The sequence below is a fragment of the Sphingomonas fuzhouensis genome, from assembly GCF_034659795.1.
Lineage (GTDB): Bacteria > Pseudomonadota > Alphaproteobacteria > Sphingomonadales > Sphingomonadaceae > Sphingomonas > Sphingomonas fuzhouensis.
Genome location: NZ_JAXSQY010000011.1, coordinates 24407 through 49739 on the forward strand (window position 1 = coordinate 24407; position 25333 = coordinate 49739).

The 25333-nt window shown below is 68.0% G+C and carries 19 protein-coding genes; 8 read left to right on the plus strand and 11 right to left on the minus strand.

The annotated features are described in order from the left end of the window. The first annotated feature begins 126 nt into the window (after positions 1-126). The 3 genes from U1H82_RS17500 to U1H82_RS17510 are packed head-to-tail and all read left to right on the plus strand — an operon-like array spanning position 127 to position 4512. A complete protein-coding gene (locus U1H82_RS17500) occupies positions 127-687 on the plus strand; it encodes a PAS domain-containing protein (protein ID WP_322966257.1) in 561 nt (186 codons plus the stop codon). After that, positions 684-4133 carry a CheR family methyltransferase gene (locus tag U1H82_RS17505; protein WP_322966258.1) on the plus strand — a complete coding sequence of 1150 codons (3450 nt, stop codon included), beginning with the start codon at positions 684-686 and terminating at the stop codon, positions 4131-4133. The genes U1H82_RS17500 and U1H82_RS17505 overlap by 4 nt, the downstream gene beginning before the upstream one ends. Next, positions 4126-4512 (plus strand): response regulator, encoded by a 387-nt coding sequence (locus U1H82_RS17510; RefSeq protein ID WP_322966259.1) that lies wholly within the window; start codon positions 4126-4128, stop codon positions 4510-4512. Before U1H82_RS17505 ends, U1H82_RS17510 begins: the two co-directional genes overlap by 8 nt. Positions 4513-4527: 15 nt before the next feature. On the opposite strand, the gene U1H82_RS17515 is transcribed toward U1H82_RS17510, so the two are convergent. From U1H82_RS17515 to U1H82_RS17535, 5 genes are read right to left on the minus strand one after another with little or no spacing between them, the layout of a single operon-like run. After that, entirely contained in the window at positions 4528-5808 is a 1281-nt protein-coding gene (locus tag U1H82_RS17515; protein WP_322966260.1) for a TolC family outer membrane protein, read from the minus strand. Then, on the minus strand, positions 5801-8203 hold the full coding sequence (locus U1H82_RS17520) for an FtsX-like permease family protein (protein WP_322966261.1): 2403 nt from the start codon (positions 8201-8203) through the stop codon (positions 5801-5803). Before U1H82_RS17520 ends, U1H82_RS17515 begins: the two co-directional genes overlap by 8 nt. 25 nt (positions 8204-8228) lie before the next feature. Beyond that, positions 8229-8987 (minus strand): GIN domain-containing protein, encoded by a 759-nt coding sequence (locus U1H82_RS17525; RefSeq protein ID WP_322966262.1) that lies wholly within the window; start codon positions 8985-8987, stop codon positions 8229-8231. A gap of 14 nt (positions 8988-9001) precedes the next feature. Next, a complete protein-coding gene (locus U1H82_RS17530; protein WP_322966264.1) occupies positions 9002-9679 on the minus strand; it encodes an ABC transporter ATP-binding protein in 678 nt (225 codons plus the stop codon). A gap of 14 nt (positions 9680-9693) precedes the next feature. Further along, positions 9694-10926, minus strand: coding sequence for an efflux RND transporter periplasmic adaptor subunit (locus U1H82_RS17535; RefSeq protein ID WP_322966266.1), 1233 nt, complete (start codon positions 10924-10926; stop codon positions 9694-9696). Positions 10927-11028: 102 nt separating this feature from the next. Between U1H82_RS17535 and U1H82_RS17540 the strand changes: the two genes are divergently transcribed. Together U1H82_RS17540 and U1H82_RS17545 are read left to right on the plus strand one after the other, a co-directional pair. Continuing rightward, positions 11029-12339 carry a sigma-54-dependent transcriptional regulator gene (locus tag U1H82_RS17540; protein WP_322966267.1) on the plus strand — a complete coding sequence of 437 codons (1311 nt, stop codon included), beginning with the start codon at positions 11029-11031 and terminating at the stop codon, positions 12337-12339. Beyond that, a complete protein-coding gene (locus tag U1H82_RS17545; RefSeq protein ID WP_322966268.1) occupies positions 12329-13501 on the plus strand; it encodes a sensor histidine kinase in 1173 nt (390 codons plus the stop codon). Before U1H82_RS17540 ends, U1H82_RS17545 begins: the two co-directional genes overlap by 11 nt. Before the next feature lie 128 nt (positions 13502-13629). On the opposite strand, the gene tpiA is transcribed toward U1H82_RS17545, so the two are convergent. Together tpiA and glpK are read right to left on the minus strand one after the other, a co-directional pair. After that, entirely contained in the window at positions 13630-14361 is a 732-nt protein-coding gene (tpiA, locus tag U1H82_RS17550) for a triose-phosphate isomerase (protein WP_322966269.1), read from the minus strand. Next, positions 14358-15854: a glycerol kinase GlpK gene (glpK, locus tag U1H82_RS17555; RefSeq protein WP_322966270.1), complete on the minus strand. Its 1497-nt coding sequence runs from the start codon at positions 15852-15854 to the stop codon at positions 14358-14360. Before glpK ends, tpiA begins: the two co-directional genes overlap by 4 nt. Before the next feature lie 121 nt (positions 15855-15975). Here glpK and U1H82_RS17560 point away from each other — a divergent pair, with 121 nt between their 5' ends. From U1H82_RS17560 to U1H82_RS17570, 3 genes are all read left to right on the plus strand, one after another. After that, positions 15976-17493, plus strand: a complete 1518-nt coding sequence (locus tag U1H82_RS17560; RefSeq protein ID WP_322966271.1) for a glycerol-3-phosphate dehydrogenase — start codon at positions 15976-15978, stop codon at positions 17491-17493. Then, positions 17490-18290 carry a DeoR/GlpR family DNA-binding transcription regulator gene (locus U1H82_RS17565; protein WP_322966272.1) on the plus strand — a complete coding sequence of 267 codons (801 nt, stop codon included), beginning with the start codon at positions 17490-17492 and terminating at the stop codon, positions 18288-18290. Before U1H82_RS17560 ends, U1H82_RS17565 begins: the two co-directional genes overlap by 4 nt. A 69-nt stretch (positions 18291-18359) precedes the next feature. Beyond that, on the plus strand, positions 18360-19112 hold the full coding sequence (locus U1H82_RS17570) for a FadR/GntR family transcriptional regulator (protein WP_322966273.1): 753 nt from the start codon (positions 18360-18362) through the stop codon (positions 19110-19112). An 18-nt stretch (positions 19113-19130) separates the two neighbouring features. Here the strand turns inward: U1H82_RS17570 and U1H82_RS17575 are convergent, their stop codons facing one another. From U1H82_RS17575 to U1H82_RS17590, 4 genes are read right to left on the minus strand one after another with little or no spacing between them, the layout of a single operon-like run. Next, positions 19131-20123 (minus strand): DUF2891 domain-containing protein, encoded by a 993-nt coding sequence (locus U1H82_RS17575; protein WP_322966274.1) that lies wholly within the window; start codon positions 20121-20123, stop codon positions 19131-19133. Then, on the minus strand, positions 20120-21025 hold the full coding sequence (locus tag U1H82_RS17580) for a DUF979 domain-containing protein (RefSeq protein WP_322966275.1): 906 nt from the start codon (positions 21023-21025) through the stop codon (positions 20120-20122). The genes U1H82_RS17575 and U1H82_RS17580 overlap by 4 nt, the downstream gene beginning before the upstream one ends. Next, positions 21022-21684, minus strand: coding sequence for a DUF969 domain-containing protein (locus U1H82_RS17585; RefSeq protein ID WP_322966276.1), 663 nt, complete (start codon positions 21682-21684; stop codon positions 21022-21024). Before U1H82_RS17585 ends, U1H82_RS17580 begins: the two co-directional genes overlap by 4 nt. Then, positions 21684-25283, minus strand: a complete 3600-nt coding sequence (locus U1H82_RS17590) for a hydantoinase B/oxoprolinase family protein (protein ID WP_322966277.1) — start codon at positions 25281-25283, stop codon at positions 21684-21686. The genes U1H82_RS17585 and U1H82_RS17590 overlap by 1 nt, the downstream gene beginning before the upstream one ends. Between the last annotated feature and the right edge of the window lie 50 nt (positions 25284-25333).

Consider the following 25333-nt stretch of genomic DNA (forward strand, 5'->3'; position numbering starts at 1 on the left):
GATCCGCCGGGAACGCCATGTGTCACCGGCGGGTTTACCCATGTGAATTTTTCGGGGGCCGCCGGGCATCTCGGTACTTGCGAAGGGACAGACGCCATGCGAATGCGCGTCCAGGAGCCAGGTTTCGTGCACGATATACCAATACCCAGTCATCTGGCCGCCTATCTGGACCAGTCCCCCATCGCCCTGGCCTTGGCCGATGCGCGTGACGACAATCCCTTGATCTTCATCAATCACGGCTTTCGGGAACTTACCGGCTATACCAGCGAGGACATGATCGGGCAGAATTGCCGGATGCTTCAGCGCGATGCCGATAATAGCGAAGCGCGCGACCGCATCCGCGAGTTCCTATCCAATGATCGCCAGTTGAACGTCCGCACGATGCTCATCAATTTCCGCAAGGACGGATCGCCCTTCGTCAACCTTCTCTACATGTCGAAGCTGCGGCAACTGGGCGGTGAGATGCCCTATATCTTCGCCTCGCAATTCGATGTCAGCCGCTCACAGCCGGAACGACTTTCCGCCTATGACGCGGAACTGGGGCGCACGTTGGGCCGCCTGACCCCGATCCTAGCGGAAAGCGGCATGGTGCTGGAGGGATCGCTGACCGCGATCGCCAACACCGCCGCCACCATCGCGCAGGCCAAGCTGACCCTGTCGGACCTCGACCGGGCAACCTTTCCATGAGCGCCGACGCCGAGGCTCCGCAGGCCACCCCCGCGAACGATCGGGGCATCGCACCGGTGCCGGTGGTCGGCATCGGCGCGTCGGCAGGCGGGCTGGAGGCGCTGCGCGAAATGCTGACCCCGGCACGCGCGCCGACCGGCATGGCGTTCGTCGTCGTCCAGCATCTCGACCCCAATCACGAGTCCATGCTGGCCCAGTTGCTCGACCGGCACACCAATTTGGAGGTCCGCCAGTGCGAGGGGTCGGAGCGGATCGAGGCCGACCGCGTCTATATCATCCCGCCCGGCCGGGGCCTGGCCATTCGCGGCGGCGTGCTGGAGCTGACCGACTTCATCCAGCCGCGCGGGCTTCGCCGCCCGATCGACGATTTCTTCCTGTCGCTGGCGAGCGACCAGCAGGCCAATGCCGCCTGCGTCATCCTGTCCGGCACCGGCGCGGACGGGACGACGGGCCTGCGCGCGATCAAGGAGAATGGCGGGGTCAGCGTCGTCCAGAAGCCCGAAACCGCGCGCTATGACGGGATGCCGCTGTCGGCGGTGGGCACGGGCCTTGTCGATTTCGTCAAGCCGCCCAGCGACATCCTCGCCTGCCTCCACGCCTTTTTCGCGCGCCGCTCGGGCGATCCGAAGGCGCATGAGGCAGAGGTCGTCGCCGACCATATCGACGATCTTTGCCAGGTGCTGCGCAACGCGGTCGGGCATGATTTCTCGGGCTATAAGCGCACCACCCTGGTCCGCCGGGTCGAGCGGCGGATGCACGTTCTGGGCATCGGCACGGGTTCTGCCTATCTGGCGCGGGTCAAGAGCGATGCCGATGAGTGCGAGGCGCTGTTCCGCGACCTGCTGATCAACGTCACCCGCTTCTTCCGCGATGCTGAGCTGTTCGAGACGCTGCGCACCCAGGCGATCGAGCCGCTGATCCGCGCGCGCGACCCGGAGGAGGATATCCGCATCTGGATACCCGGCTGCTCCAGCGGTGAGGAAGCGTACAGCATCGCCATGCTGTTCGCCGAGGCGACGCGTGAAGCCGGACAACCGCTGGCGGTGCAGATCTTCGCGACCGATATCGACGAACAGATGCTCCAGATCGCGCGCAACGGCAGCTATCCCGCCGCCGCGCTGGCCGATATCCCGGCGCCGCTTCGCGAACGCTATACGATGCCGCATGCCGAGCGGTTCACGATCAATGCGTCGATCCGCGACATGATCCGCTTTTCGAACCACAGCCTAGTCAAGGACCCGCCCTTTTCGCGGATCGACCTGGTCTCGTGCCGCAACCTGCTGATCTATTTCGACGATCGGTTGCAGCAATCGGTGCTGCCGCTGCTCCATTATGCGCTGAAGCCGGGCGGCTATCTGTTCCTGGGACCGTCCGAAAGCGTCGGGCGGTTCGATCATCTCTTCCCCGCGATCGACGGCCATGCCCGGCTGTTCGAGCGGTCGCCAGGCTCCCCCTCCTACCCCATCGACCTGCCCGGCGGGGCGAGCCGCAGTCCGCGTCGGCGCGGCGAACGGGGCGAGCGTGACGAGCGCGCTTCGAACGGTGACGAGACTATGGCGATGCGCCGCATCGTCGACCGCTATTCCCCGCCGAGCATGGTGGTGGATCAGGATGGCGGCATCCTCGCCGCATTCGGACGCCTCAGCCGGTACTTCACCTTCCCCGTGACCCGCGCGGGCGGATCGAGCGCGATCACGCTCGCCCGTCCCGGCCTGCGCGAGGTGATCGGCCCGATGCTTCGCCAGGCCCGCGACGCGCGCAAGCGGATCGCGGCACGCGACGTGGCGGTGACTACCGAATATGGCGTCCAGCGGATCGAGGTGATCTGCGACCCGCTGACCGACGGATCGCTGCTGTTCCTGTTCCGCGATTCCGCGCCGTTCAGTCCGGTCGAGGCGAGCGATCTGGCCGATCTGGAGCCGGGCGACGATCATATCGAGGCGCTGGAAGACGAACTCCGCCTGACCCGTCACCGGCTGCGTTCGACCGTCGAGGAACTGGAGACGGCGAATGAGGAGCTGAAAAGCTCCAACGAAGAAATGATGTCGATGAACGAGGAGCTTCAATCGACCAACGAGGAATTGTCGACCGTCAATGACGAGCTGAAGACCAAGGTCGACCAGCTGACCGTCGCCAATTCCGATCTGCGCAATTTCTTCGAATCGACCGATCTGGCGGTGGTGGTGCTCGACAAGCATCTGCGCATCCGCAGCTATACCGAGGCGGCGCGCGCCATCTTCCCGTTGCAACCCAGCGACCGGGGGCGGTTGCTGGCCGATGTCTCCACCCGACTGGCGACGACCGACTATCTGGACGGTGCGGCGCAGGTCGCGGGCGGCGGCGCGGCGATGCAGCAGCGGGTGACGACCCGCGACGGCGGGCGCACCCTGTCGCTGCGCATCCTGCCGTACCGGACGCAGGGCGACGGGATCGACGGCGCGACCCTGGTGCTGACCGACATCACCGACGCGCTGAGCCTGGAGCGCGAACTCGCCGCCGAACGTGAGCGGCTGGACCTGGCGATCAAGGCGGGCGGCATCGGCGTGTGGGAATATCGCGGCGGCACCGGCGAAATCTTGCTGGACGAAACGGGCCGCCATCTGTTCGGTTTCGACGCCAAGGATAGCGCCGATCAGGTGCATCACGTCTTAGACCGGATCGTGCCCGAGGATCGGCCGGGCGTCGAACTTTCGCTGGCCGAGGCGATGGCCGGGCGCGGCGATTTCGAGATGACCTTCCGCCTCGACCTCGACGGCAAGGAACGCTGGATCAAGGGTTTCGGCCGGGTCGTCACCGCATCGGCGCCGCACCGGATGGTCGGCGTGTCGATCGACGTCACCGCCGAATATGCCATTGCGGAGACGCGCGAGCTGATGCTGCGCGAGATGAACCACCGGGTGAAGAACCTGTTCGCGATCATCTCCGGCATCGTCTCGGCGGCATCACGCTCGCATGACGACGTGACCGAGATGGCGGACGATGTGCGCGAGCGGATCGCCACGCTGGGCCGCGCGCATTCGCTCGCCTCGCCCGCAGGCGAGCAGCAGGCGATCGAGCTGGCGGCTTTGGTCGAGGCGACGATCGCCCCCTATCGCGGCCAATCGACCATCATCATCGACGGCCCGCCGCTGCTGGTCGACCGCCGCTGCCTGTCGCCGCTGGCGCTGATCCTGCATGAATGGGCGACCAACTCGGTCAAATATGGCGCGCTGGCCAGGGCCGAAGGGGAATTGTCGATCCACTGGACACTGGCCGACGGCAAACTGGCGCTGGAATGGACGGAGACGGGTGGCGAAGTTCCCGACGATGCCGGTGCCAAGGGCTTCGGCACGCTGCTCGTCCAGACATCGTCGCGCCAATTGGGCGCCCAATTGGAGCGCAAAAGCGTCGACGGACGTTTCCTGCTCAACCTCATCTTGCCGGAGACGGTGCTCTCGCATGACTAAAACGATATTGCTGGTCGAGGACGAGTTCTTCGTCGCGCTGGATCTCCAATCGATCATCGAGGATGGCGGCTATCAGGTCGATGGCCCCTATGTCAGTGTCGAGGACGTGCTGGCACATCTGGACGGCGACAAGCCCGAGCTGGCCTGTGCGATCCTGGACGTGCGCCTGCGTGACGGCGAGGTGTTTCCGGCGGCCGAACGCCTGCACGAGGCGGGTGTGCCGTTGATCTTCCATTCGGGCCATGCCGACGAACAGGCCCTGCAATCGCGCTATCCAGGCGCGGCGGTGTGCGGCAAGCCCTGCTCGCCATCGCTGCTCCGCCGCACCCTGTCGATGGCCGTCTCGGCCCCCAGCGAAAGCGACCGCGAGGCAAGCTGAGCCGTCAGGGGGCGCTCAGTCGAACGCCCCCCGCCCCATCCGGCCCGTCGCGCGCAGCAACGCCGCCTCCGCCGTCAGCACATCGACCTGCGCCCGCGCCACCGCCAGCTGCGCCGCGCGATAGCTCTGGTCGGCCACCAATATGTCGATCGTCGAGCGCAGGCCGAAGCCATATTCGGCCCGCACGCCCTTCAGCGCCAGATCGGCCGCCTTCAGCCCCTCCGCACTCGCCGTCAGCCGTCCTTGCGCGGCGGTCAGCGAGGCCCAGGCGGTGTCGGCCGCGCGCACCACGCCCCGCGCCACGGCATCGGCGTCGAACCGCTCGGCCCGCCGCGCCGCCTCTGCCTGCCGCACGCGCGAGGCGACGAGCCCGCCGGTCAGCAACGGGATACGCAGCGCCAGCCCGGCATTGGCCGCACTGTCGAAGCCGTTCGCTTGGCCCCCCACCCATTGCACACCGCGCCCATAGCCCCCGGTCAGATCGACAGCAGGCGCACGGTCGGCCCGCGCCTGATCGATCCGCGCGGTGGCCGCATCGACCCGGCGCTGCTGGGCAAGCAACAACGGATTGCTCGCCTCCGCCGCCGCCCGCGCATCGGCCAGCGTACGGGGCAGCGCGGCGGGCGTCGCAATCGTCGCATCCAGCGCCCCGGCATCGCGCCCGACGATCGCGCGATAGGCCGCCGCCGCCGTCGCCACCGCCCCCTCGGCATCGACCAGGTTGGAGACGACGCTGGCCCGCTGCGCCTCCAGCTGCGCCACGTCGGTCCGGGTCGCCTGGCCCAGGCCATAGCGCGACTTGGCCTCGGCCACCTGCCGGTCGAGACGTTCGATCCCGACCCGCGCGACCTCGACCGCCTGCTGGGTATAGAGCAGGTCGGCATAAGCGCCGACCACCCGCTCCAGCACATCCGCCTCGACATCGCGCAAGGCTTCGCTGCCCGCCGCGACATCGCCATTGGCCGCACGCACCGCCGACGGCACCCGGCCCCCGGTCCAGATCGGCAAGGTCGCCGTGACATTGCCCAGCGCCGAGGTCGCCCCCGTGCGCACGCCGGTTCCGTTATAGCCCAGCCGGTCATAGCCCGCATTGCCGGTTGCCCCGGCGGTGAGCCGCCCGGCGGCCCGCGCCTGATTGGGCGTCTCGGCCAGCGCATCCTGCCGGGCGCGCGCGGCGGCGAGTTCGGGATTGCCCTCCCACGCCGCCGCGATCGCCTCCCGCAGCGTCTCGCCCGAGGCCGGAGCGGCCGCGACCAACGCCGCCCCCATGAGCAGCCACGTCCCGCGCTTAGTCATGACGGAGTGCCCAGGCAGGCGCGGCACGGCTGGCCTTGAGCGACTGGCCCAGCACGGTCAGGACGGCAATGGTCAGCGCCAGCACGGTGGCCGCGACGAAATAGAGCGGCGACAGCGGCACCCGGTCGTCGAACCCGGCCAGCCAAGTCCGCATCGCGACATAGGCCAAAGGCCAGGCCACCAGATTGGCGATCAACACCGGCCGCAGGAACTGCCCGACCAGCAGCTTCACGATGTCGGTGGCAGACGCGCCAAGCGTCTTGCGGATACCGATCTCCTTCACCCGCCGCTGGGTGTTGAACGACGCCAGGCCCCACAGCCCGACGCAACCGATCAGCACGGCGAGCCCGGCACCGATGCCGAACAGGCGCGTAGTGCGATCGTCGGCGGCGTAATAATCCTCCATATTCTGGTTGGCAGTCTTCGCCTCGAACGGCACTTGCGGCGCGATCTGGCGCCACAATGTACGCAGCGCATTGATCGTCACGCGCGGATCACCATCGACCCTCAAGGTCGTACGCGGGTGGTACGGATAGCCTGATCGGTAATAATACATGGTCCCGTTGACGGGATCGCGCGGGGAGAAAAAACGTGCGTTTTCGACGACGCCGATGATCATACGCGGGTTCGACCGACCGACCGTCTTGCCCAACGCGGCCTGCGGGCTTTCAAAGCCCAGATCCTGAGCAGCACGACGGTTGATGACGACATTCAAAGTTGGTGTCCCGCTGACATCGTCAAAATTGCGGGCGTCGTCGGCGCGGTGCGCGTCATCAGGAAGCCGACCCGCGATCAGCCGCAATCCAAAGGTGGGAAAAAAGTCCTTACCCACGATGATTGCCTGCAAACTAGGGCCGGGTTCGGGCTTGCCTGGCACAGCATAGCCATCGCTGTTCCCGCTGCTTGATCCCGGCGTGGAATCGGACGTCGTGATCGACTGTACGCCGGGCAACGCGGCGGCCCTGGCGACAAAGGCCGTCATCTGCGATTTATCCACGGCGCTGTCGCTGGTCGAACTGACGATCACCAGCCCATCGCGTCGAAACCCGACATCGGTCTTACGGACATGCTGGGTCTGTGCGATCAGCACGACCGTTCCGATCATGAAGGCGATGGCGAGCGCGAACTGAAAGACCACCAGCGCTTCCCGCACCCGCGTTCCCGTCCGCCCGCCGCCGGGCGAGCGTACCGAGGCGAGTACGGCTGCGGCCGGAAAACGGGAGAGCAGCACCGCGGGATAAAGCCCGGCCGCAACGCCGACGACCAATGCCAGCGCCACCAGAGCCGGTATGACCACCGCATAGTCGAGTGCCAGCTTCAAACCGCCTGCTGCGTTGATCAGCGGCAGACCCAGTTCGGCCAGGATCAGACCACCGAGAGCCGCCAAACCAGCGACGAGCACCGCCTCACCCAGAAACTGCCGGATCAAGGCACTACGATCCGCCCCTAGAACCTTACGCATCGCCACTTCGCGCGCGCGAAGCCCAGCACGTGCAGTCGCAAGGTTCACGTAATTCACGATCGCGATCAGCAGCGTCAGCACGCCGACGATCCCGAGCGTAGCGACCGTCATCTTGCGGGCTGGCGTCGTTTGAAGATGGATATCGGCGAGCGGGGTAATCTTGAGGCTCAGGCTTTTCGTGGATGGCCCCTGATCCTTGGTAGCACGCCGATCGACAAAACCGCGCATCTGCCCTTGCAGTCGCGCCGCATCCTTCGGCGTATCGAAGCGCAGGATCGTCCAGACGCGCGAACTGCCCCAATGGAACCACATCTTGTCGGGATGCGGATTCGGCGTCTTAGCCAGAATCGAAAAGCGCAATTCGGTATCGGGCGGCAGGTCGCGGAAGATGCCGGCGACGCGATAATTGGCGGTCTTGCCCATCACCGTCAGGGTCATCGTTTGTCCGACCGGATTTACGCCCGGAAAATATCGCTTGGCGACGGTTTCGTTGATCAGGACATTGTCCGGCGCTTGCAAGGCCCGGGCGTTCCCGGAAACCATGGGCAGATGGACGATATCCAGAAAATTGGCGTCGGCATAAGCGAAGGGCTCCGTCGTGGCGGTATCTCCACGCACGACATTGGCATCCATGATCTGAACGCGCGTGCCGATGATTCCGTGGAAATCCTCGCGAAGCTGCTCGATCAGGCCGCCCATCGTGCTGGTCGAATAGCCATTGGCGGGACTGCCCGGCATGTCCCAATATTCTTCGGCAAGGTAAAGCTTGTCATGGCCCGGCAGCCATTTCTCATAGCCCGTCTCGAACCGGACATAGAGGCTAAGGATCAGAAAGACGGCGATGCCCACCGCCAGCCCGCCGATGTTGAGCGCGGCATAGAGCTTGTGGCGCACAAGCGAGCGATAGAGCGATAGAAGCGCGAAGCGGTTCATCGTGGCTTTCCCCCGAAAGACGCGGTCATCGGCCGCAGGCGATGCGGGCGAGCCCGCTCTTGGAGACGGTGCAGCGCGGTTTCCCCTCGACGGTGACGTTCGCCATGCCGCTGGCGCTCACCTGCGCCTGTTGCGCCGCCCCGGCGCGGACATTGGCCGTGCCGCTGGCGCCGATGGTGACGTTCGGCGAGGACAGCGCGCGCGCATTCACGTTGCTCGCCCCGCTGCTGTCGATGGCCAGTTGCCGCACGTCGCCGTCCGCCCGCAGGACGCTGGCGCCGGACGTGTCCAGGCTTGCACGCTCGGCTCGGAGATTTTGTACGATGACCTGGCTCGCTCCCAACAGGTCGAAGCTCACCGCGCCGCTGCGCAGGGCCGGAAGGCGGAGCACGCTTGCGCCGCTGGTCCCGACCGCGAACGTGGGGACGTCGAGCGCGGGCAGGTTCATCTCCGCCGCGCCGCCGACATGCACGGCCTTGAGCGACGGCAATGTCACGGTGATCGCCACGCGGCGGTCGTGACCGTTGCAGCTGTCGTCGCGGCGGCGGATACGCAGGGTCGCGCCATCGGTGTCGATCCGCAGAGCGTCGATATTGGCCGCCCGCCCCCGCGCCGTCACGCCGTAAGCCGCGCCCAGCGAGACGCTGACGATATCGCAGCCGCTCAGGTCGATCCGGTCGAACCCGCGCACCTGATAGCTGCGCGCGGTCTGCTGACCATCCTGTGCCGACGCCGGAGCGACGGCCACGAGCGACATAAGGGCGATGGTGGAGATCATCTTCATCACGGAGAATCCTTTCAGATCGCGCGCATGGCGCTGGCGACGATGCGGCCGTCGAGCATGTCGATGCGGCGCTTGGCGAGGTCGGCATGGCTGGGCGAGTGGGTGACCATCACGATGGTCGCGCCCGCATCGTTCAGCCCGGTCAGGATGTTCATCACCTGCTCGCCATTGGCCGTGTCGAGATTGCCGGTCGGCTCGTCCGCCAGGATCAGCTTGGGATCGCCGACGATGGCGCGGGCGATGGCGGCGCGCTGCTGCTGACCGCCCGATAGCTGGTGCGGGAAGTGGCGGGCGCGGTGGGCGATGCCGACCTTGTCCATCGCGGCGGCGACGCGCGCCCGCCGATCCCCGACATCGCTGCGATAGGCGAGGCCCAGCGCGACATTCTCCTCGATCGTCAATTCGTCGATCAGGTTGAAGCTCTGGAAGACGAAGCCCAACGTCTCCGCGCGGAACCTGGCCAGTTCCTTCTCGCCCATCGCCGCCAGATCGCGGTCGCCGAACAGATACCGTCCGCCCGTCGGCCGATCGACGGTGCCCAGCGTGTTGAGCAGGGTCGACTTGCCGCAGCCCGAAGGGCCCATGATGGCCAGGAACTCGCCCGCCGCGACATGCAGGTCGATATCGTGCAGCGCGGTCGTCTCCACCTCGTCGGAGACGTAGCGGCGCTGAATGCCTTCCAGTCGGATCATGATGTCACTCCCCCTTATCGGATGTTCAGGATGTCGCCCTTCACGGACGATGTGTTGCTGATGACGATGCGCTCGCCGGGATTGAGGCCCGCCAGGATCTCGACCTGCTCGGGATTGCGACGGCCGATCTTCACGCTGCGGCGGCGGGCATGGGCGCCGTCGGGATCGAGGACGAAGGCCGAAGTCCCGCCTGCCTCCAGCCAGCCGCCGACCGGGGCCACCACTGCCCGGCTCGCCGCGCCCAGGGTGATGCGGATGTCGATCGTCTGCCCGCGATTGAGCCCGGCCGGTGCCTTGTCGAAGGTCAACTCGACCTGGAATCGGCCGTCCTTCACGGCAGGAAGCACCTTCGACACGGTCAGCTTCGCGCCGTCCGCGGTCGTCGCCGTCTGCCCCACCGCGACGCGGCCGAGATAATATTCGTCGACCTGCGCAACGAGCTTCCACGATCCCTCGCTATCGACCTGTCCCACCGGATCGCCGGGCTTCAGCGTCTGGCCCGGCTGGATGGTGAAATTGGTCAGCCGCCCATTCGCGGGCGCGCGGATGGTCAGTGCCTCCAGGCCTGCGCGCACCGCCGAGAGGTTGCCCGACAGTCGCGCCTGGGTATCGTTCAGCCGCGCCGACTGGGTCGCGGTGATCCGCGCCTCGGTCGCGCGACCGGACTTCAACTGGGCAAGCCGCTTTTCCTGATAGGCGGCCTCCTCCTCGAAGCTCTTCACGCCTGCATCCGACAGAAAGCCCTGGTCGTGCAGCTGGCGGCGGATGCCCAGATCGCGGCGCGCCTTGATGAGGTCATATTCGGCCTGCGCCACCTGCCCCGCACGGTCGAGCGTGTTGCGCTCGATCCCCAGCCCCTCGCTCGCCACGCCGCTCAACTGGCTGGCGATCTGCGCCTCGCGGGTCAGCACGTCGAGCTTCAGCTGCGGATTGGCGAGGGTGGCGAGCGGCTGTCCCTCGGTCACCATCTGGCCGTCCTGCGCCAGCAGCTTTTCGACCTGCCCGCCCGCCAGCACGCCGACCAAGGTCGTCACGCGCGGCGTGACGGTGGCGCGGACCGGCAGATAATCGTCGAACGCGGCGCGGGTCACTTCGCCCGTCTCGATATTGGCGGCGGCGATATCGGTCGACCCGGCGGCGGGCAGCATCCGCCAGATCAGCACCGCCCCGATCGCCAGCAGCACGGCGATCACCATCGCGCGCCGCCGCCACCAGGGCATCGGCTTTCGCTCGATCCGGCGGTCCATTGCCGCCCCCGGCCCCGCTCCGGGCGAGGCGCTTGCGTGTACGGGTTGTTCGGTCATCATGGGTGGAGTGTCACCCAGGACGGTCGAAAAACCTAAAGCCCTATGAAAACGCCACTTTCCCATGTTCGGCCCGAATCCGACCGTTCGGCAACGGACGCACCGTCCGAAAATGGACGGTCGGCACCCGCGTCAAGCCCGCTTGCGATCCTGGTCATCGACGACAATCCCCGTATCGCCGAATCGCTGGCCATCGCGATCGATCTGGCCGGGCACCGGCTGGATGTCGCACTCGGGCCCGAAGAGGGTTTCTCGCGACTGGCGGCGCAGCGCTATGACGCGATCCTGCTCGACCTGAACTATGCCGCCGGGCGGACCGACGGAGCGGAGGGGCTGGCCATGCTCGATCGGCTGCTGGCCGATGATCCGGACGCGTGCATCATCGTCATCACCGCGCATAGCGGCATCCGGCTGGCCGTCGCCGCGATGCAGGCGGGTGCGCGCGACTTCGTGATGAAGCCGTGGCGCAATGCCGAGCTGATCGCCAAGATCGAGGTTGCCGCCCGCCGCCGTGCCAGCCCGACCGGCGCGCCCCTCCCCGACACCGCCGCCGAGCCGGTCCGCCTGTTGGGCGACAGCGCCGCGATCGCGCAGGTCCGCCACCTCATCCGCCGTATCGGCCCGACCATGGCGGGGGTCGTCGTGACCGGCCCGTCCGGGGCGGGACGAAGCCTGATCGCCACCGCGCTCCATGCCGCGTCGGCCGGGGCCGACCGGCCGATGGCGCGGGTCGATCTGCGCGATCCGCTCGCCTGGGCGCGACTGAGCCAAAGCGAGGCGGGAGCGACATGGCTGCTCCGCCATCCCGACCGGCTGGACGAGATCGAACAGGCCCGGCTGCTCGACCTGTTGCGGACCGAGGATCGCTATATCGCCATCGCCGATGATGCCCGTGCCATCATCCCCGCGCTCGCCCGGCGGATTGCGGCGGTGGAGATTGCCGCGCCGCCCCTGACCGAACGGCGCGCGGACGTGCCGCTGCTCGCGCGCCATTTCGCGCGGCTCGCGGCGGAGCGGCATCGCCTTGCCCCGCCCCGCTTCACCCCGGCGGCCGAGGCTTTGCTGTCGACCGCGCGCTGGCCCGACGAGGCGCGCGGGCTGGCCAGTGCGATCGAACGGGCGCTGCTGCTGGGCGAGGACGGGGTGATCGAGGCCGCGCTGCTCGCCCCGCAACCCGTACCTGCGCCCGGCATCGCCACCGCCCCGGCACGCGCCAGTTTCGATCTGGACGAAAGCGAACGTGCGATGATCGAGGCCGCACTGATCGAGCATCACCACAATGTCACCCAGGCCGCCCAGGCGCTGGGGCTCAGCCGCGGTGCGCTGTATCGCCGGATGGCGCGCCATGGGCTTTGAGCTTTCGCAGGCGCGCAGCGTCGCGGCGGGCTTGGCCGGACTGACGCTGACGGTCGGCGGCGCGCTGATGGTGCTGGCATGGCAGCGGGGCATGTTCGCGTCGATCCTGGGATTGGCGCTGTGCATCGCCTGGCTGATCGCGGCCGGATGCTGGGCGGCGGCGCGTGCGGCCAGCCTGCCCCGCCATGCCGAGGCCGACCGCCCTGTCCCCGATGGGCCACCGCTGGATGCGCTGTTCGACCAGATCCCGCTGCCGCTGCTGCGTGTCGATGCGGGCCGCGTCCAGGCGATCAACCGCGCCAGCCGCAGGCTGTTCGGCACCGACGACCGACTGATCCCGCCCCCGCCCGCGCTGCTCGACGCCAGCCAGACCCGGCTCCGGCATGAGGGAAAGAGCTGGCGGATCGAGCGGGTGGCGGGCACCGGCCGCGCGCTGGTCCTGCTGGTCGATGTCGAGGCCGAACGTCGCGCCGCCGAGGCCCATGCCGACAACGAGATGATCGACATTCTCGGCCATGAGTTGCTGAATGGCCTGTCGCCGATCGTCTCGCTGGCGGACAGCGCGCAAGTGGCGGCAGAACGGGGCGACGCACGACTGCCCGGCATATTGGCGACGCTGACTCGGCGGATCGAAGGGCTGGAGCGCTTCACCCGCGCCTATCGGATGCTCGCCCGCTTGCCCGATCCGGCACGCGCCATGGTGGATATGGGCGAACTGACCGACGACCTGTCCCGCCTGTTCGCCGAGCGTTTCGGGGAGCGGGTGACGCTGTCGATCGCGGTTCCCGAAGGCGCGACCGGATGGTGTGACCGGGACCAGATGACGCAAGGCCTATGGGCGCTGCTCCACAATGCCGCCGAGGCAGCGCTTGCCGGGCCGGTCGCCCCGGCGGTGGGTCTGCGCGTCGCCGCCGAGACCGACCGGCTGATCCTGCGTGTGTCGGACAGCGGCCAGGGCGTCGCGGCGCCGGAGCGAGCGCGGATTTTCCGGCCCTTTCACACCACCAAATCTGAAGGGTCCGGCATCGGCCTGACACTCGCCCGCCGGATCGCCCGCGCGCATGGCGGCGACCTGACCCTGTTGCCGGTGGCGGTGACGACTTTCGAATGGGTGGTCCCGGATGACCAACCTTCGTCCCCTGCAAGGGAAGGAATTGGCTAAAGCAGGATGACGTCAGTTTGACCCAATCCGTCATTGCGAGCGTAGCGAAGCAATCCAGAGCGTCTTGCCCGGACACTGGATTGCTTCGCTACGCTCGCAATGACGATTCCAGCTCATGTCATTCTTCTCTAGTTTCCGGCCGAAGGTGCCACCAACCCGAGAATCGCGGTAAAGGCATCAGCCTCCAGGCTCTGGCGGCCGACCAGGAAACCGTCGATGCCGCCCTCCGTGAAGAGCGCTGCGCCGTTATCGGGCGTGACCGAACCACCGTAGAAGACACGCACCCCGGAAACCGCATCGCGGATCACCGCCGCCATCGCCGCGACTTCGCTCGGATCGGGCACGCGGTCGCTACCGATCGCCCAGATCGGTTCATAGGCGATCGCGATGCCTGACCCCGCTGCCCCGCCGAGCGAGCGGATCACCTGATCGCGCACGACCGCCGCCGATCGTCCGGCGGCATGATCCTCCGCCGTCTCGCCGACGCACAACACCACGTCCAAGCCCGCACCCCGAGCCGCGCGCAGCTTGGCGGCGATCAGCGCATCATCCTCGCCGTGATCGCGCCGCCTTTCGCTATGGCCCAGCAGGACGAGCGACGCCCCAGCCTCGCCTAGCATCGGGGCGGAAATATCGCCGGTATGTGCGCCGCTTGCCTGAGCGTGGCAATCCTGTCCGCCGATGGCGAGGTCCGGACAGGCGACCCGTGCCCGGTCCAACAACGTCGCAGGCAGGCAGAGCGCGACATCGACCGCCGGATGCCGCCGCGCCGCCGCGCCGATCGCCTGGATAATGGGCAGGTCGCGACCATCGCCATGCATCTTCCAATTGCCGACCAGCATCGGCCGCACCGCCGTCATGCCCCGCCGGGTCTGGCAAGCGTCCGCGCCACCGCATCGCGCCATCCGGCAACCAGCGGCGCGCGCGCTTCGTCGGTCATCGACGGCTCGAAACACTGTTCCCGCGACCAGAGCTTTTCCAGCGCGTCCAGCCCTGACCAGACGCCGGTCGCCAGCCCCGCATGGAAGGCCGCCCCGCGCGCCGTCGTCTCCAGATCGGCGGGCCGCTCGACCGGGGTGCCGATCATGTTCGCCAGGAAGCGGCACAACCAGTCATTGGCCGCCATGCCGCCATCGACACGCAGGATCGCCGGGCCCTCGCCCGCATCGGCCTTCATCGCCTGGGCCAGGTCCATCGTCTGGTAAGCGACCGACTCCAGCGCCGCGCGCGCCAGATGCGCCGCGCTGGCCCCCAGGGTCAGGCCATAAATGGCGCCGCGCGCATCGGGTTCCCAATAGGGCGCGCCCATGCCGACAAAGGCCGGGACCATGTAAACGCCGTGGCTGTCGGGCACCTGTGTCGCCAGATCGTCGGTCTGGCTGGCATGGGTGATGACGCCCAGCCCGTCGCGCAGCCACTTCACCGCCGCGCCCGCAACGAAGATCGATCCCTCCAACGCATAGGTCGTCCTGCCGTTCAGCCGATAGGCAGGCGTGGTCAGCAATCGATGCTGCGAGGCCACCGCCGTCTCGCCGGTGTTGAGCAACATGAAACAGCCGGTGCCATAGGTCGACTTAGCCATGCCGTGACGGAAACAGGCCTGGCCGAACAGGGCCGCCTGCTGGTCGCCCGCCATGCCCGCAATCGGGATGGCTGCGCCGAGTAGATCGGGCGCGGTCGTGCCGAAGACATGGGCATTGTCATGCACGTCGGGCAGCATCGCCATCGGCACGCGCAGCAATCGGCATAGTTCTGCGTCCCATTCGCCGCGATGGATATCGAACAACATGGTGCGGCTGGCATTGGTGATGTCGGTCGCATGCACCGCCCCGCCGGTCAGTCGCCAGAGCAGGAAGCTGTCGATCGTGCCGAAGGCGAGTTCCCCGCGCTCGGCCCGTTTCCGCGCGCCCTCGACATGATCGAGCAACCAGGCGAGCTTGGTGGCCGAGAAATAGGGATCGATCAGCAGACCGGTCCGCGCCCGCACCAGGTCTTCGGCACCATCGGCCTTCAGCGTCTGGCATAGATCGGTGCCGCGCCGGTCCTGCCACACGATGGCGCGGTGGATCGGTTCGCCGGTCGCGCGGTCCCAGACGACGACCGTCTCGCGCTGGTTGGTGATGCCGATCGCCGCGATCCCGGCGGGGGCGATGCCGCTCTCGGCGATGGCGCGCCGCGCGGTGGCAAGGGCATCGCGCCAGATATCCTCGGGATCATGCTCGACCCAGCCGAGCGCGGGATAATGCTGCGCGAATTCGGCCTGTGCGATGGCCACGCGCCGCGCCTGCCCATCGAACACGATGCTGCGTGTCGAGGTCGTCCCCTGATCGATCACCAGAATGTGCGACGCCATCGCTCACCCCTCTCCCTGTTTTCGCTTCGAACCGTCACACGCTTTCATATGAACGTCAATGCTTTCGTTTTACCTTGGGATGGTATAGCAAGGGACGCGTTCGAAAACAGGGACACGCGGCATGACGGACCATGACATGGAGAGGATCGACCTGCTGGTCGTCGGCGGCGGGATCAATGGTGCCGGGATCGCGCGCGACGCTGCCGGGCGCGGCCTGTCGGTGCTGCTGGTCGAGCAGGACGATCTGGCCAGCCATACCTCCTCGTCCTCAACCAAGCTGATCCATGGCGGCCTGCGCTATCTGGAATATGGCGAATTCCGGTTGGTGCGAGAGGCACTGATCGAGCGCGAGCGGCTGCTCGGCATGGCGCCGCACATCATCTGGCCCTTGTCCTTCGTCCTGCCCCAGACCCATTCGCCGCGCCGCGCCTGGATGGTGCGGCTGGGCCTGTTCCTTTACGATCATCTGGGCGGTCGCGAAAAGCTGCCGGGCACGCGTACCGTCGCCTTGGAGCGCTCACCGCTGGGTGACGGGCTTTCGCCGCGAAAGGGCAAGGCGTTCGTCTATTCGGACTGCTGGGTCGAGGACAGTCGCCTGGTCGTGCTCAACGCAATGGACGCCGCCGAACGTGGCGCGGTGATCGCGACACGGACGACGCTGGTCGATGCGAAGCGCGACGGCGATGGCTGGGTGGCGACGATCAAGGCAGCGGGCGAAGCTCGCACGGTTCGCGCCCGAGCCCTGGTCAATGCGGCGGGGCCATGGGTCGCCGACGTGATCGGCCGGACCCACGGCGCGAGGGCCGATCGCGGCGTCCGACTGGTCAAGGGCAGCCACATCATCGTGCCCAAACTCTATGAGGGCGACCATGCCTTCATGCTCCAGAACGACGATCGCCGGATCGTCTTCGCCATCCCCTATGAGGGCCGGTTCACGCTGGTCGGCACCACCGACGAGCCATGGACCGAGGCGCCCGCCAAGGCACAGATCGGCGCGGCGGAGACCCGATATCTGCTCGACACGGTCAACCGCTATTTCGCGCGCAAGACGGGGGAAGGCGACATCGTGTGGAGCTATGCCGGTATCCGGCCGCTCTATGACGATCACTCGGCCAATGCCTCGGCGGTGACGCGCGACTATGTGCTCGACCTCGACACAGGGCCCGAAGGCGCGGAGCATGCGCCGATGCTGAACATCTTCGGGGGCAAGATCACCACCTATCGCAAGCTCGCCGAGCATGCGATGCGCGAACTGGCGCGGTTCTTCCCCGACGCCGGGGGCGCATGGACGGCGGGCCAGGCACTGCCCGGCGGCGATATCCCGGATGCGGATTTCGACGGCTTTCTGGACATGCTGATCCGCGAGCGTCCGGAATTGCCCCCGGCGCTGCTGCGCCGTCTGACCCGCGCCTATGGCACGCGGGTCCGCACGCTGCTGGGCACCGCACAGGTGGCGAGCGACCTCGGTCCCGATCTGGGCGGGGGGCTGCACACCGCCGAGGTCGATTATCTGGTCAGGGTCGAATGGGCGCGCACGGTCGAGGATATCCTCTATCGCCGCAGCAAGCTGGGCCTGCACGTGCCCCTCGACACGCCGGACCGGCTGGCGCGCTATCTGACCGGGCAGGGCCTCGCATGAAGCCCCCCACCCTCGGATCGGCGGAAATCGTCGCCGCGCGCCACGCCGCCATCCTCGACGTGGCGCGGCGCACCGGCAGCGTCAGCGTCGATGCGCTTGCCGAAAAGCTGGGCGTCACGCCGCAGACCATCCGCAAGGATCTGAACCTGCTGGCCCGCCAGTCGATGCTGGCGCGCGTCCATGGCGGCGCGGTCGTCACCTCGGGCACCGACAATCTCGCCTATGCCGAGCGACGCACCGTGGCAGCCCCCGCCAAGGCCGCGATCGGGGCCGCCGCCGCCGCGCTCGTCCCCAACGGGGCCAGCCTGTTCATCAATATCGGCTCGACCACCGAAGCGATCGCCAAGGCGCTGGTCGATCACCGCGACCTGATGGTCATCACCAACAATCTGAACGTCGTCGACATATTGGGCGGTCGCCCCTCGATCGAGGTGATCGCCGCCGGTGGCCGGGTGCGCGCCAGCGACCGGGCGGTGGTGGGCGCACTCGCGATGGACTTCATCCGGGGGTTCAAGGTCGACATGGCGCTGATCGGCGCATCGGCAATCGATCCGGACGGCACCTTCCTGGACTTCGACGTGGACGAGGTGCGGGTGTCGCAGACGATCATCCGCCATGCCCGTCAGGTCCTGCTGGCGATCGACGCGTCCAAGCTGGACCGCGCCGCGCCGGTGCGTGTCGGGGACATGGGCGATGTCGATTTCCTCGTCACCGACGCGGTCGATCCCCGCCTGGCCGAGGCGGCGCGCGCGGCCGGAACGACCGTCATGCCGATCGAGGATGCGATGCGCGAATAGGCGAATGTCGCATCCGGTCCGATGCAAGCGCTTGACCCGTGCGCCGACTCGGCCCCTATAAGGGTCGTGATGGACAACAACACGACCCAGGACCGGCTCTACCGGGAACTCGCCCGCACGCTGATCGCCGAGTTGCAGGAGGGCCGCTACCCGATCGGCACGCGCATGCCCGCCGAGCGCGAACTGGCGACGCGGTTCGACGTCAGCCGCCCGGTCATCCGCGAAGCGCTGATCGCGCTGGAAGTCCAGGGGCTTATCGAGGTGCGGATCGGCTCTGGCGCGCATGTCGTGGCGCTGCCGGGCCAGGGCGAGACACCCGATTTCGGCGTGTCCGCGATGGAAGTGGCCGAGGCGCGGCTGCTGTTCGAACCCGAAGCGGCGGCACTGGCAGCGGCGCAGATCACCGACAGCGAACTGGACGAGCTGGCGACTCTGGTCGACGCGATCGAGGAGGAGAACAACACGGTCGGGGGCACATTCCGCGCGGACCGGGCCTTCCACACGCTGATCGCCCGCTCGACCCGCAACAGCGCCGTTCTGGAGACGATCGACCGGTTGTGGGAACAGCGGCTGCGATCGGCCGAAAGCGTCTTTCTGGATGCCAAGGCCATCGCCATCGACGTGCGCCCGATCGTCGAGCATCACGCCGCCATCCTGGAGGCGCTGCGCGCCCGCGACTCGCTGGCGGCGCGGACCGCGATGCAGCGTCACCTGACCGCCGCGCTCGAAGGCCTGCTGATCGCCAGCGAAGCCCGCGCCGTCGCCGAAGTCCGCCAGGCGCTCGCCGCCAAGCGCGACCGGACCGCCCATCTGAAGATCTGAGGGCGGGGACCGGCCCCCTTACGCCGCCAACGCCAGCAGCGCGAAGGTGGCGAGCCAGTGCTCGCCCATATAATGATCCCCCAGATGCGGCAGGCTGGCGGCGAGATGCGCATCCGCCGTCGCGCTGGCGCGGGCCGAAACCGGATGTGCCGAGCCCAGCTTCGCGGCGATCACCCGCCAGCACCAGGCGCGGGTCAGGTTCAGCCCGTCGAGATGCGCGATCTTCCCGTCGGTCCGGTCGGACACGATGGCGGGCGTGAAGAGCGTGGCGGGCTCTCCCGCCGCGACATGGGGCAGGAACGCATCGAACCAGGTGCGGAACCCCTGGGTGTCGAGCACCCGGCTCATCAAAAGCGCCTCGGACAGCGCGGGCGACAGGAACTCGTCGCCGCCCGGCTCCCAGGCTTGGCAGCCACGATCCTGTCCGAACCAGGTCTGCGCGGCCTGCGCGATCTGGGCGCGCAGCCCCGGATCGCGCTCCCCCGCCCAGTCCCAGGCGAGCGTCAGCGCAAAGCTGGTGTTGAAATGCGTGCCCACCCGCAACGGATAGGTCAGGCGCGGCAGGAACGCCGCGAAGGCCCCCGCGAAGAACCGGGCAAGCGGCTCCAGCATCGTCGCCCAACCCGCGTCATGGCGGCTCGCCTCGTCATGCAGCGCCAACATCCAGGCCCAGCCATAGGGCCGCTCGAACCCCGCTGCGCTGGGCCGCTCCAGATAGGCCAGCTCGCCCGCGACCTTGTCGGGCACGAACATCGCATCGGCCCGCGCGCGGATCGCCGGGGCGGCCTCCAGATCGGGATAGAGCCGGATCAGGCGCAGCAACTGCCACCAGCCATGGACGCAGCTATGCCAGTCGAAACTGCCATAGAAGATCGGATGCAGTTCGGAGGGCGTGCGCGCATCCTCCGGCCCGTTCAGCACATGGATCAGGACATTGGGATATTCCCGCCCGACATGCCCCAGCGTCATGGCGGCGAAGCGTTCGGCGGTGGCGCGGTCCAGTCGGGTCATGCGATCATTCCGTAGAGCAGGAGAATGTTGAAGACGAGCAGCGGCAGCGCGGTCGGCACCTGCGCGCGGATGACGGCATATTTGTCCTTCAGGCCCAGAAGGGCCGCGGGAAGCAGGTTGAAGTTGGCGGCCATCGGCGTCATCAGCGTCCCGCAAAACCCCGCGAGCATCCCCACGGCGGCGACCATGGCTGGGTTCCCGTGCATCTGGTGGACCAGGATCGGCACGCCGACCGCCGCTGCCATCACCGGAAAGGCGGCAAAGGCATTGCCCATGACGATGGTGAACAGCGCCATCCCCAGCGCATAGGCCAGCACCGCGCCGATCACGCTGCCCGCCGGGATCACCGCACCGATCAGCTCGCCGACCACCCCGCCCACGCCTGCCAGCGCGAAGACCGCCCCCAGGCTCGCCAGCATCTGGGGCATCACCGCGACCCAGCCGATATCGTCGGTCAGCGCGCGTCCGGCGACGAACGGCTCGGCAGGCCTTGCGCGCAGCAATAGGCCGCACAGGACCAGCGCGATCACGGTGCCCAGCGTCAGCGCGACCAGCGTCGCCTGCTTGGGATCGACCAGCATCGGCACATGCTTGAACGCCAGCGTTCCGAGCAGCGCGACCGCAGGAATGATGAGCGCGGGCACGAAGACCTTCGCGCCATGGCGATCGTCCGCTGGCTCGACCGGATCGGCCCGGCGCATCCGCCCTGATGCGGCGATACCGACCAGCGCCAGCACCAGTACGCCATTGCCGACATCGCCCAGCCTGTTTCCGAACAGGAAGGACACGGTAATCAGCCCATAAAAGGCCGCATTGGCAAAGCGCCGGTCGCGGGCCGACAGCATGGCGAAGACCGCAAAGACGATCCCCGCCACGGCATAGACCAGGTTCAACCCGATCATCGCACGCTGCCCCGCGACAGGTGCCGGTCGAACCACCAGAGCCGCGTGCCATGGATCACGAAGGCCGCGATCGCCGTCGGGATCGCCCAGACGGACAGCTGGAAGGGTTCCAGAAGGATACCATAACCTTCCAGCACGCCCTTCATCAGCAGGATCGATCCGACCGCCAGGAAGATGTCCTCGCCGAAGAACAGCCCGACCGTGTCGGTCGCCGCCGCCATCGCCTTGACCCGGTCGGCGTCCTCGGGCGCCCCGCCCTGACGCTCGGCGGCGGCCTCCGCCATCGGGGCGACGAGCGGGCGGACGGTCTGGGCGGGCCCCGCGACCGAGGTCAGGCCCAGCGCCGCCATGACCTGCCGGAACACAAGATAACCGGTCAGCAGCCGTCCCGCCGTCGCGCCGCGAAGCCCGCCGACCAAAGCCCGCGCCCGCGCCTGTAGCCCCCGCCGCTCCAACAGGCCGATCACGGGCAACACCATATAGATGACGGTCACATAGCGCGTGTCGTTAAAGGCATGGCCGAAGGTCGCGACGATCCGCAACCAGTCCAGCCCCGCCGCCAGTCCGGTGACGAGCGCGGAGGCGATGATGACCAGCAGCGGATTGAAGCGCAGCAGGAAGCCGCCCGCGATGACGACGATCCCGGCGAGCACCCACATCAGCGTTTGTCCGAACCGGGGGCCGTGCCATAGCCGCCGCCGCCGGGCGTCTCGATCACCATCAAGTCCCCCTCCCCCATATCGACCCCGGCGGTCGGGGCCAGATCCTGTACGGTCCCATCGGCCCGTTCGACCCGGTTGCGCCCCGGCCGACCGTCGCCGCCGCCGTCCAGCCCAAAGGGCGGGATGATCCGCCGATTGCTGAGGATCGCGGCGCGCAGCGGCTTCAGGAACTGCAGGCGGCGGATCGTGCCGTCTCCGCCGCGCCATCGCCCCTCACCGCCCGAGCTGCGCCGGATGGAGAATTGCTCGAGCAGCACGGGATAGCGCGTCTCCAGCACCTCCGGGTCGGTCAACCGGCTGTTGGTCATATGCGTCTGGATCGCATCGGCCCCGTCATGCCCCGGCCCCGCGCCCGCGCCGCCCGCGATCGTTTCGTAATATTGATAGCTGTCGTCGCCGAAGGTCAGGTTGTTCATCGTCCCCTGGCTACCCGCCATCGCCCCCAGCGCACCCAGCAGCGCATCGGTCACGACCTGGCTGACCTCGACATTGCCCGCCACCACGGCGGCGGGGAAGCACGGATTGAGCATCGATCCTTCGGGCACGATCAGCGTGACGGGCCGCAGGAACCCCTCGTTCAGCGGCACCGCCTCGTCGACCAGCAGGCGCAGGACATAGAGGACGGCGGCGCGCGTCACCGCCAGCGGTGCGTTGAAGTTGGTGGGGCGCTGTTCGCTGGTGCCGGTGAAGTCGATCGTCGCGCGGCCCTGTTCGGCATCGATCGTCACCCGGACGGCGACGACCGCCCCGTCGTCCAGCCTGTAGCGGAATGCGCCGTCCTTCAGCGTCGCGATCATCCGCCGCGCCATCGCCTCGGCATGCGCCTGAACATACGCCATATAGCGGGTGACGACGCCCTGCCCCTGTTGCGCGGCGAGTTGGCGAAGCCCATCGGCACCGCGCGCGCAGGCCGCGACCTGGGCGGCGAGGTCGGCGATATTCTGGTCGATATTGCGCGCTGGCCAGGGGCCGCTGGCCAGGAGGTCGCGGATCGCCTGCTCGCGCATCGCACCGTCTTCGACGATCAGGACATCGTCAAAGACGATGCCCTCGTCCGCCAATGTCCGGCTGTCCGGCGGCATCGATCCCGGCGTCGTGCCCCCGACATCGGCATGATGACCGCGCGCCGCGACGAAGAAGGCGGGTGCGTCCTCGTCCGCAAAAACCGGCATGATGACGGTGATATCGGGCAGATGGGTGCCGCCGCGATAGGGATCGTTCAGCGCATAGACCTGTCCCGCACGCATCGTATTCCCGCGCGCCTGGATGACGGTGCGGATGCTCTCGCCCATCGACCCCAGATGGACCGGAATATGCGGCGCATTGGCAACCAGCCCACCTTCGGCGTCGAAGATCGCGCAGGAGAAATCCAGCCGCTCGCGGATATTGACCGAGGCCGCGCTCCGCTGAAGCGCCGCGCCCATTTCCTCGGCGATGCCCATGAACAGCCCGGCGAATATCTCCAGCCGGACCGGATCGACCGCTTCCTCAGCCGCCTGTTCGCGCCGCGCCGCGACCCGCTCCAGCAGCAACGTGCCCTCCGCCAGCACCCGCGCCTGCCAGCCGGGCTCGACCACCACGGTCGACACCGGATCGATGATGAGCACCGGCCCCGCCAGCACCGCATCGGCCGCCAGTTCTTGGCGGGCATGGACCGGCACGTCGTGCTTTTCGCCCGCCAGATACATGGCGACGGTATCGATGGGATCGCCGGTCTGTACGGCCAGCGTCGGCGCGGGCAGCGCCTGCGCCGCACCGCCTGCGATCGCCTCGACCCGCAGCTGCTCGACGACCAGCGCATCCTCGCCGACGAAACCGAAACGCTGGCGATGCGCCTCGGCAAAACTGTCGGCCATCGCCGCCGGGCTGTCCCAGGCGACGCCGATCGTCTGGTCGTTGCGCGCATAGCGAAGCTGCGCCAGCGCGCTCGCCCGGACGTCGGCCGGGTCAACACCCTGTTCGGCCAGGCCCGCGACTGCGGCTGCGCGCAGATCGGCCAGCGCCGTCTCCAGTGCTTCGTCGCCCAGCGTCAGGCCGACCGTCGCCTCGCGCACCACGCTGCGATCGGCCAGCCCGATGCCGACCGCCGACAGCACGCCCGCCAGCGGGTGGATCAGCACCTGGGCCATGCCCAGCGCATCGGCGACCAGGCAGGCATGTTGGCCGCCCGCCCCGCCGAAGCAAGCGAGCGCGTAAGAGGCGGGGTCCTCGCCCCGCGCGACGGAGACGGCGCGGATCGCGCGCGCCATGCTGGCCACCGCGATCGCCACCAGTCCCTCGGCCGCCGCCATGGGATCGAGGCGCTCGCCGGTGGCCGCCTCGACCTGATCGAGCAAGGCGCCCAGCGCCCGCGCGGCGGCATCGCGGTCGGGCGGCAGGTTGCGGTCGGGGCCGAACAGCGCGGGAAAATGGCCCGGCTGGATCTTGCCCAGGATCATGTTGCAGTCCGTCACGGTCAACGTGCCGCCGCGCCGGTAACAGGCAGGACCCGGCTCCGCCCCTGCCGAGGCCGGGCCGACCAGCAGCCGCCCACCATCGAAGTGACAGATCGACCCGCCGCCCGCCGCAACCGTGTCGATCCGCATCATCGGCACCGCGACCCGCACCCCCGCCAGCACCGCGTCGGAGCGCCGGTCATATTGCCCGGCATAGAGCGACACGTCGGTCGAGGTGCCGCCCATGTCGAACCCGATCACCCGGTCGAAGCCCGCGCCGCTGGCGGTCCGCGCCATGCCGACGATCCCGCCCGCCGGTCCCGAGAGCAGCGCGTCCTTGCCATGGAAGTGATCGCCCGACACCAGCCCGCCGCTCGACTGCATGAAGAGCAAACCGCCCGCCGCCGCCTCGCCCAGGCCCGCGTCCAGCCCCTGGACATAGCGCCCGAGCACCGGCGACAGATAGGCGTCGGCCAGCGTGGTATCGCCGCGCGCGACAAGCCGGATCAGCGGCGCGGTGCGGTGGCTGACCGAAATCTGGGTGAAGCCCGCCGCCTCGGCCAGTTCGGCCAGCGCCCGTTCGTGCGCCTGATGCTTCCAGCCATGCATCAGGACAATGGCGATCGACCGAAGCCCCCGCGCATAGGCCTGTGCAAAGGCCGCCGCCGCCGCCTCGCGGTCGAGCGGGGTCAGGACGGTGCCGTCCTCGGCCACTCGCTCGTCGATCTCGACCACCTCGGCAAATAGCGGCGGCGCGCGGCGGATATCGCGCGCGAAAATGTCGGGACGATCCTGATAGCCGATGGCCAGCGCATCGCCGAAGCCGCGCGTGATCGCCAGCAGCACCGGCTCCCCCTGCCGCTCCAATAGCGCATTGGTCGCGATGGTGGTGCCGATCCGGATCGCGCAAGCGGGCAGCGGTCCGTCACCCACCCCGGTCAGCTGCCGGATCGCGGCCTCGGCGGCGTCATAGCGGCGATCGGGGTCTTCGGAGAGCAGCTTGGTCGTGACCACCGCGCCATCGGGTGCCCGCGCGACCACATCGGTAAATGTACCACCGCGATCGATCCAGAATTGCCACCGCGCCCCCGCGTCCTGCATGTCATCCCTTTCCTTGGCCGATGATAGTATCATTTGTAACGGCCTTTGCC

What these genes read in the sequence shown, in the direction of transcription:
- glpK (WP_322966270.1), bottom strand. Translation starts at nt 15,854, where the DNA reads ATGGCGTCGCACATTCTGGTGATCGATCAGGGGACGACCTCGACACGC.
- U1H82_RS17515 (WP_322966260.1), bottom strand. Translation starts at nt 5,808, where the DNA reads ATGACTAAGCGCGGGACGTGGCTGCTCATGGGGGCGGCGTTGGTCGCG.
- U1H82_RS17575 (WP_322966274.1), bottom strand. Translation starts at nt 20,123, where the DNA reads ATGACCCGACTGGACCGCGCCACCGCCGAACGCTTCGCCGCCATGACG.
- U1H82_RS17520 (WP_322966261.1), bottom strand. Translation starts at nt 8,203, where the DNA reads ATGAACCGCTTCGCGCTTCTATCGCTCTATCGCTCGCTTGTGCGCCAC.
- U1H82_RS17505 (WP_322966258.1), top strand. Translation starts at nt 684, where the DNA reads ATGAGCGCCGACGCCGAGGCTCCGCAGGCCACCCCCGCGAACGATCGG.
- U1H82_RS17560 (WP_322966271.1), top strand. Translation starts at nt 15,976, where the DNA reads ATGACGGACCATGACATGGAGAGGATCGACCTGCTGGTCGTCGGCGGC.
- U1H82_RS17565 (WP_322966272.1), top strand. Translation starts at nt 17,490, where the DNA reads ATGAAGCCCCCCACCCTCGGATCGGCGGAAATCGTCGCCGCGCGCCAC.
- U1H82_RS17585 (WP_322966276.1), bottom strand. Translation starts at nt 21,684, where the DNA reads ATGTGGGTGCTCGCCGGGATCGTCGTCATCGCGGGCGGCTTCCTGCTG.
- U1H82_RS17540 (WP_322966267.1), top strand. Translation starts at nt 11,029, where the DNA reads ATGAAAACGCCACTTTCCCATGTTCGGCCCGAATCCGACCGTTCGGCA.
- U1H82_RS17510 (WP_322966259.1), top strand. Translation starts at nt 4,126, where the DNA reads ATGACTAAAACGATATTGCTGGTCGAGGACGAGTTCTTCGTCGCGCTG.
- U1H82_RS17525 (WP_322966262.1), bottom strand. Translation starts at nt 8,987, where the DNA reads ATGAAGATGATCTCCACCATCGCCCTTATGTCGCTCGTGGCCGTCGCT.
- U1H82_RS17580 (WP_322966275.1), bottom strand. Translation starts at nt 21,025, where the DNA reads ATGATCGGGTTGAACCTGGTCTATGCCGTGGCGGGGATCGTCTTTGCG.
- U1H82_RS17590 (WP_322966277.1), bottom strand. Translation starts at nt 25,283, where the DNA reads ATGCAGGACGCGGGGGCGCGGTGGCAATTCTGGATCGATCGCGGTGGT.
- U1H82_RS17530 (WP_322966264.1), bottom strand. Translation starts at nt 9,679, where the DNA reads ATGATCCGACTGGAAGGCATTCAGCGCCGCTACGTCTCCGACGAGGTG.
- U1H82_RS17570 (WP_322966273.1), top strand. Translation starts at nt 18,360, where the DNA reads ATGGACAACAACACGACCCAGGACCGGCTCTACCGGGAACTCGCCCGC.
- U1H82_RS17535 (WP_322966266.1), bottom strand. Translation starts at nt 10,926, where the DNA reads ATGGACCGCCGGATCGAGCGAAAGCCGATGCCCTGGTGGCGGCGGCGC.
- tpiA (WP_322966269.1), bottom strand. Translation starts at nt 14,361, where the DNA reads ATGACGGCGGTGCGGCCGATGCTGGTCGGCAATTGGAAGATGCATGGC.
- U1H82_RS17545 (WP_322966268.1), top strand. Translation starts at nt 12,329, where the DNA reads ATGGGCTTTGAGCTTTCGCAGGCGCGCAGCGTCGCGGCGGGCTTGGCC.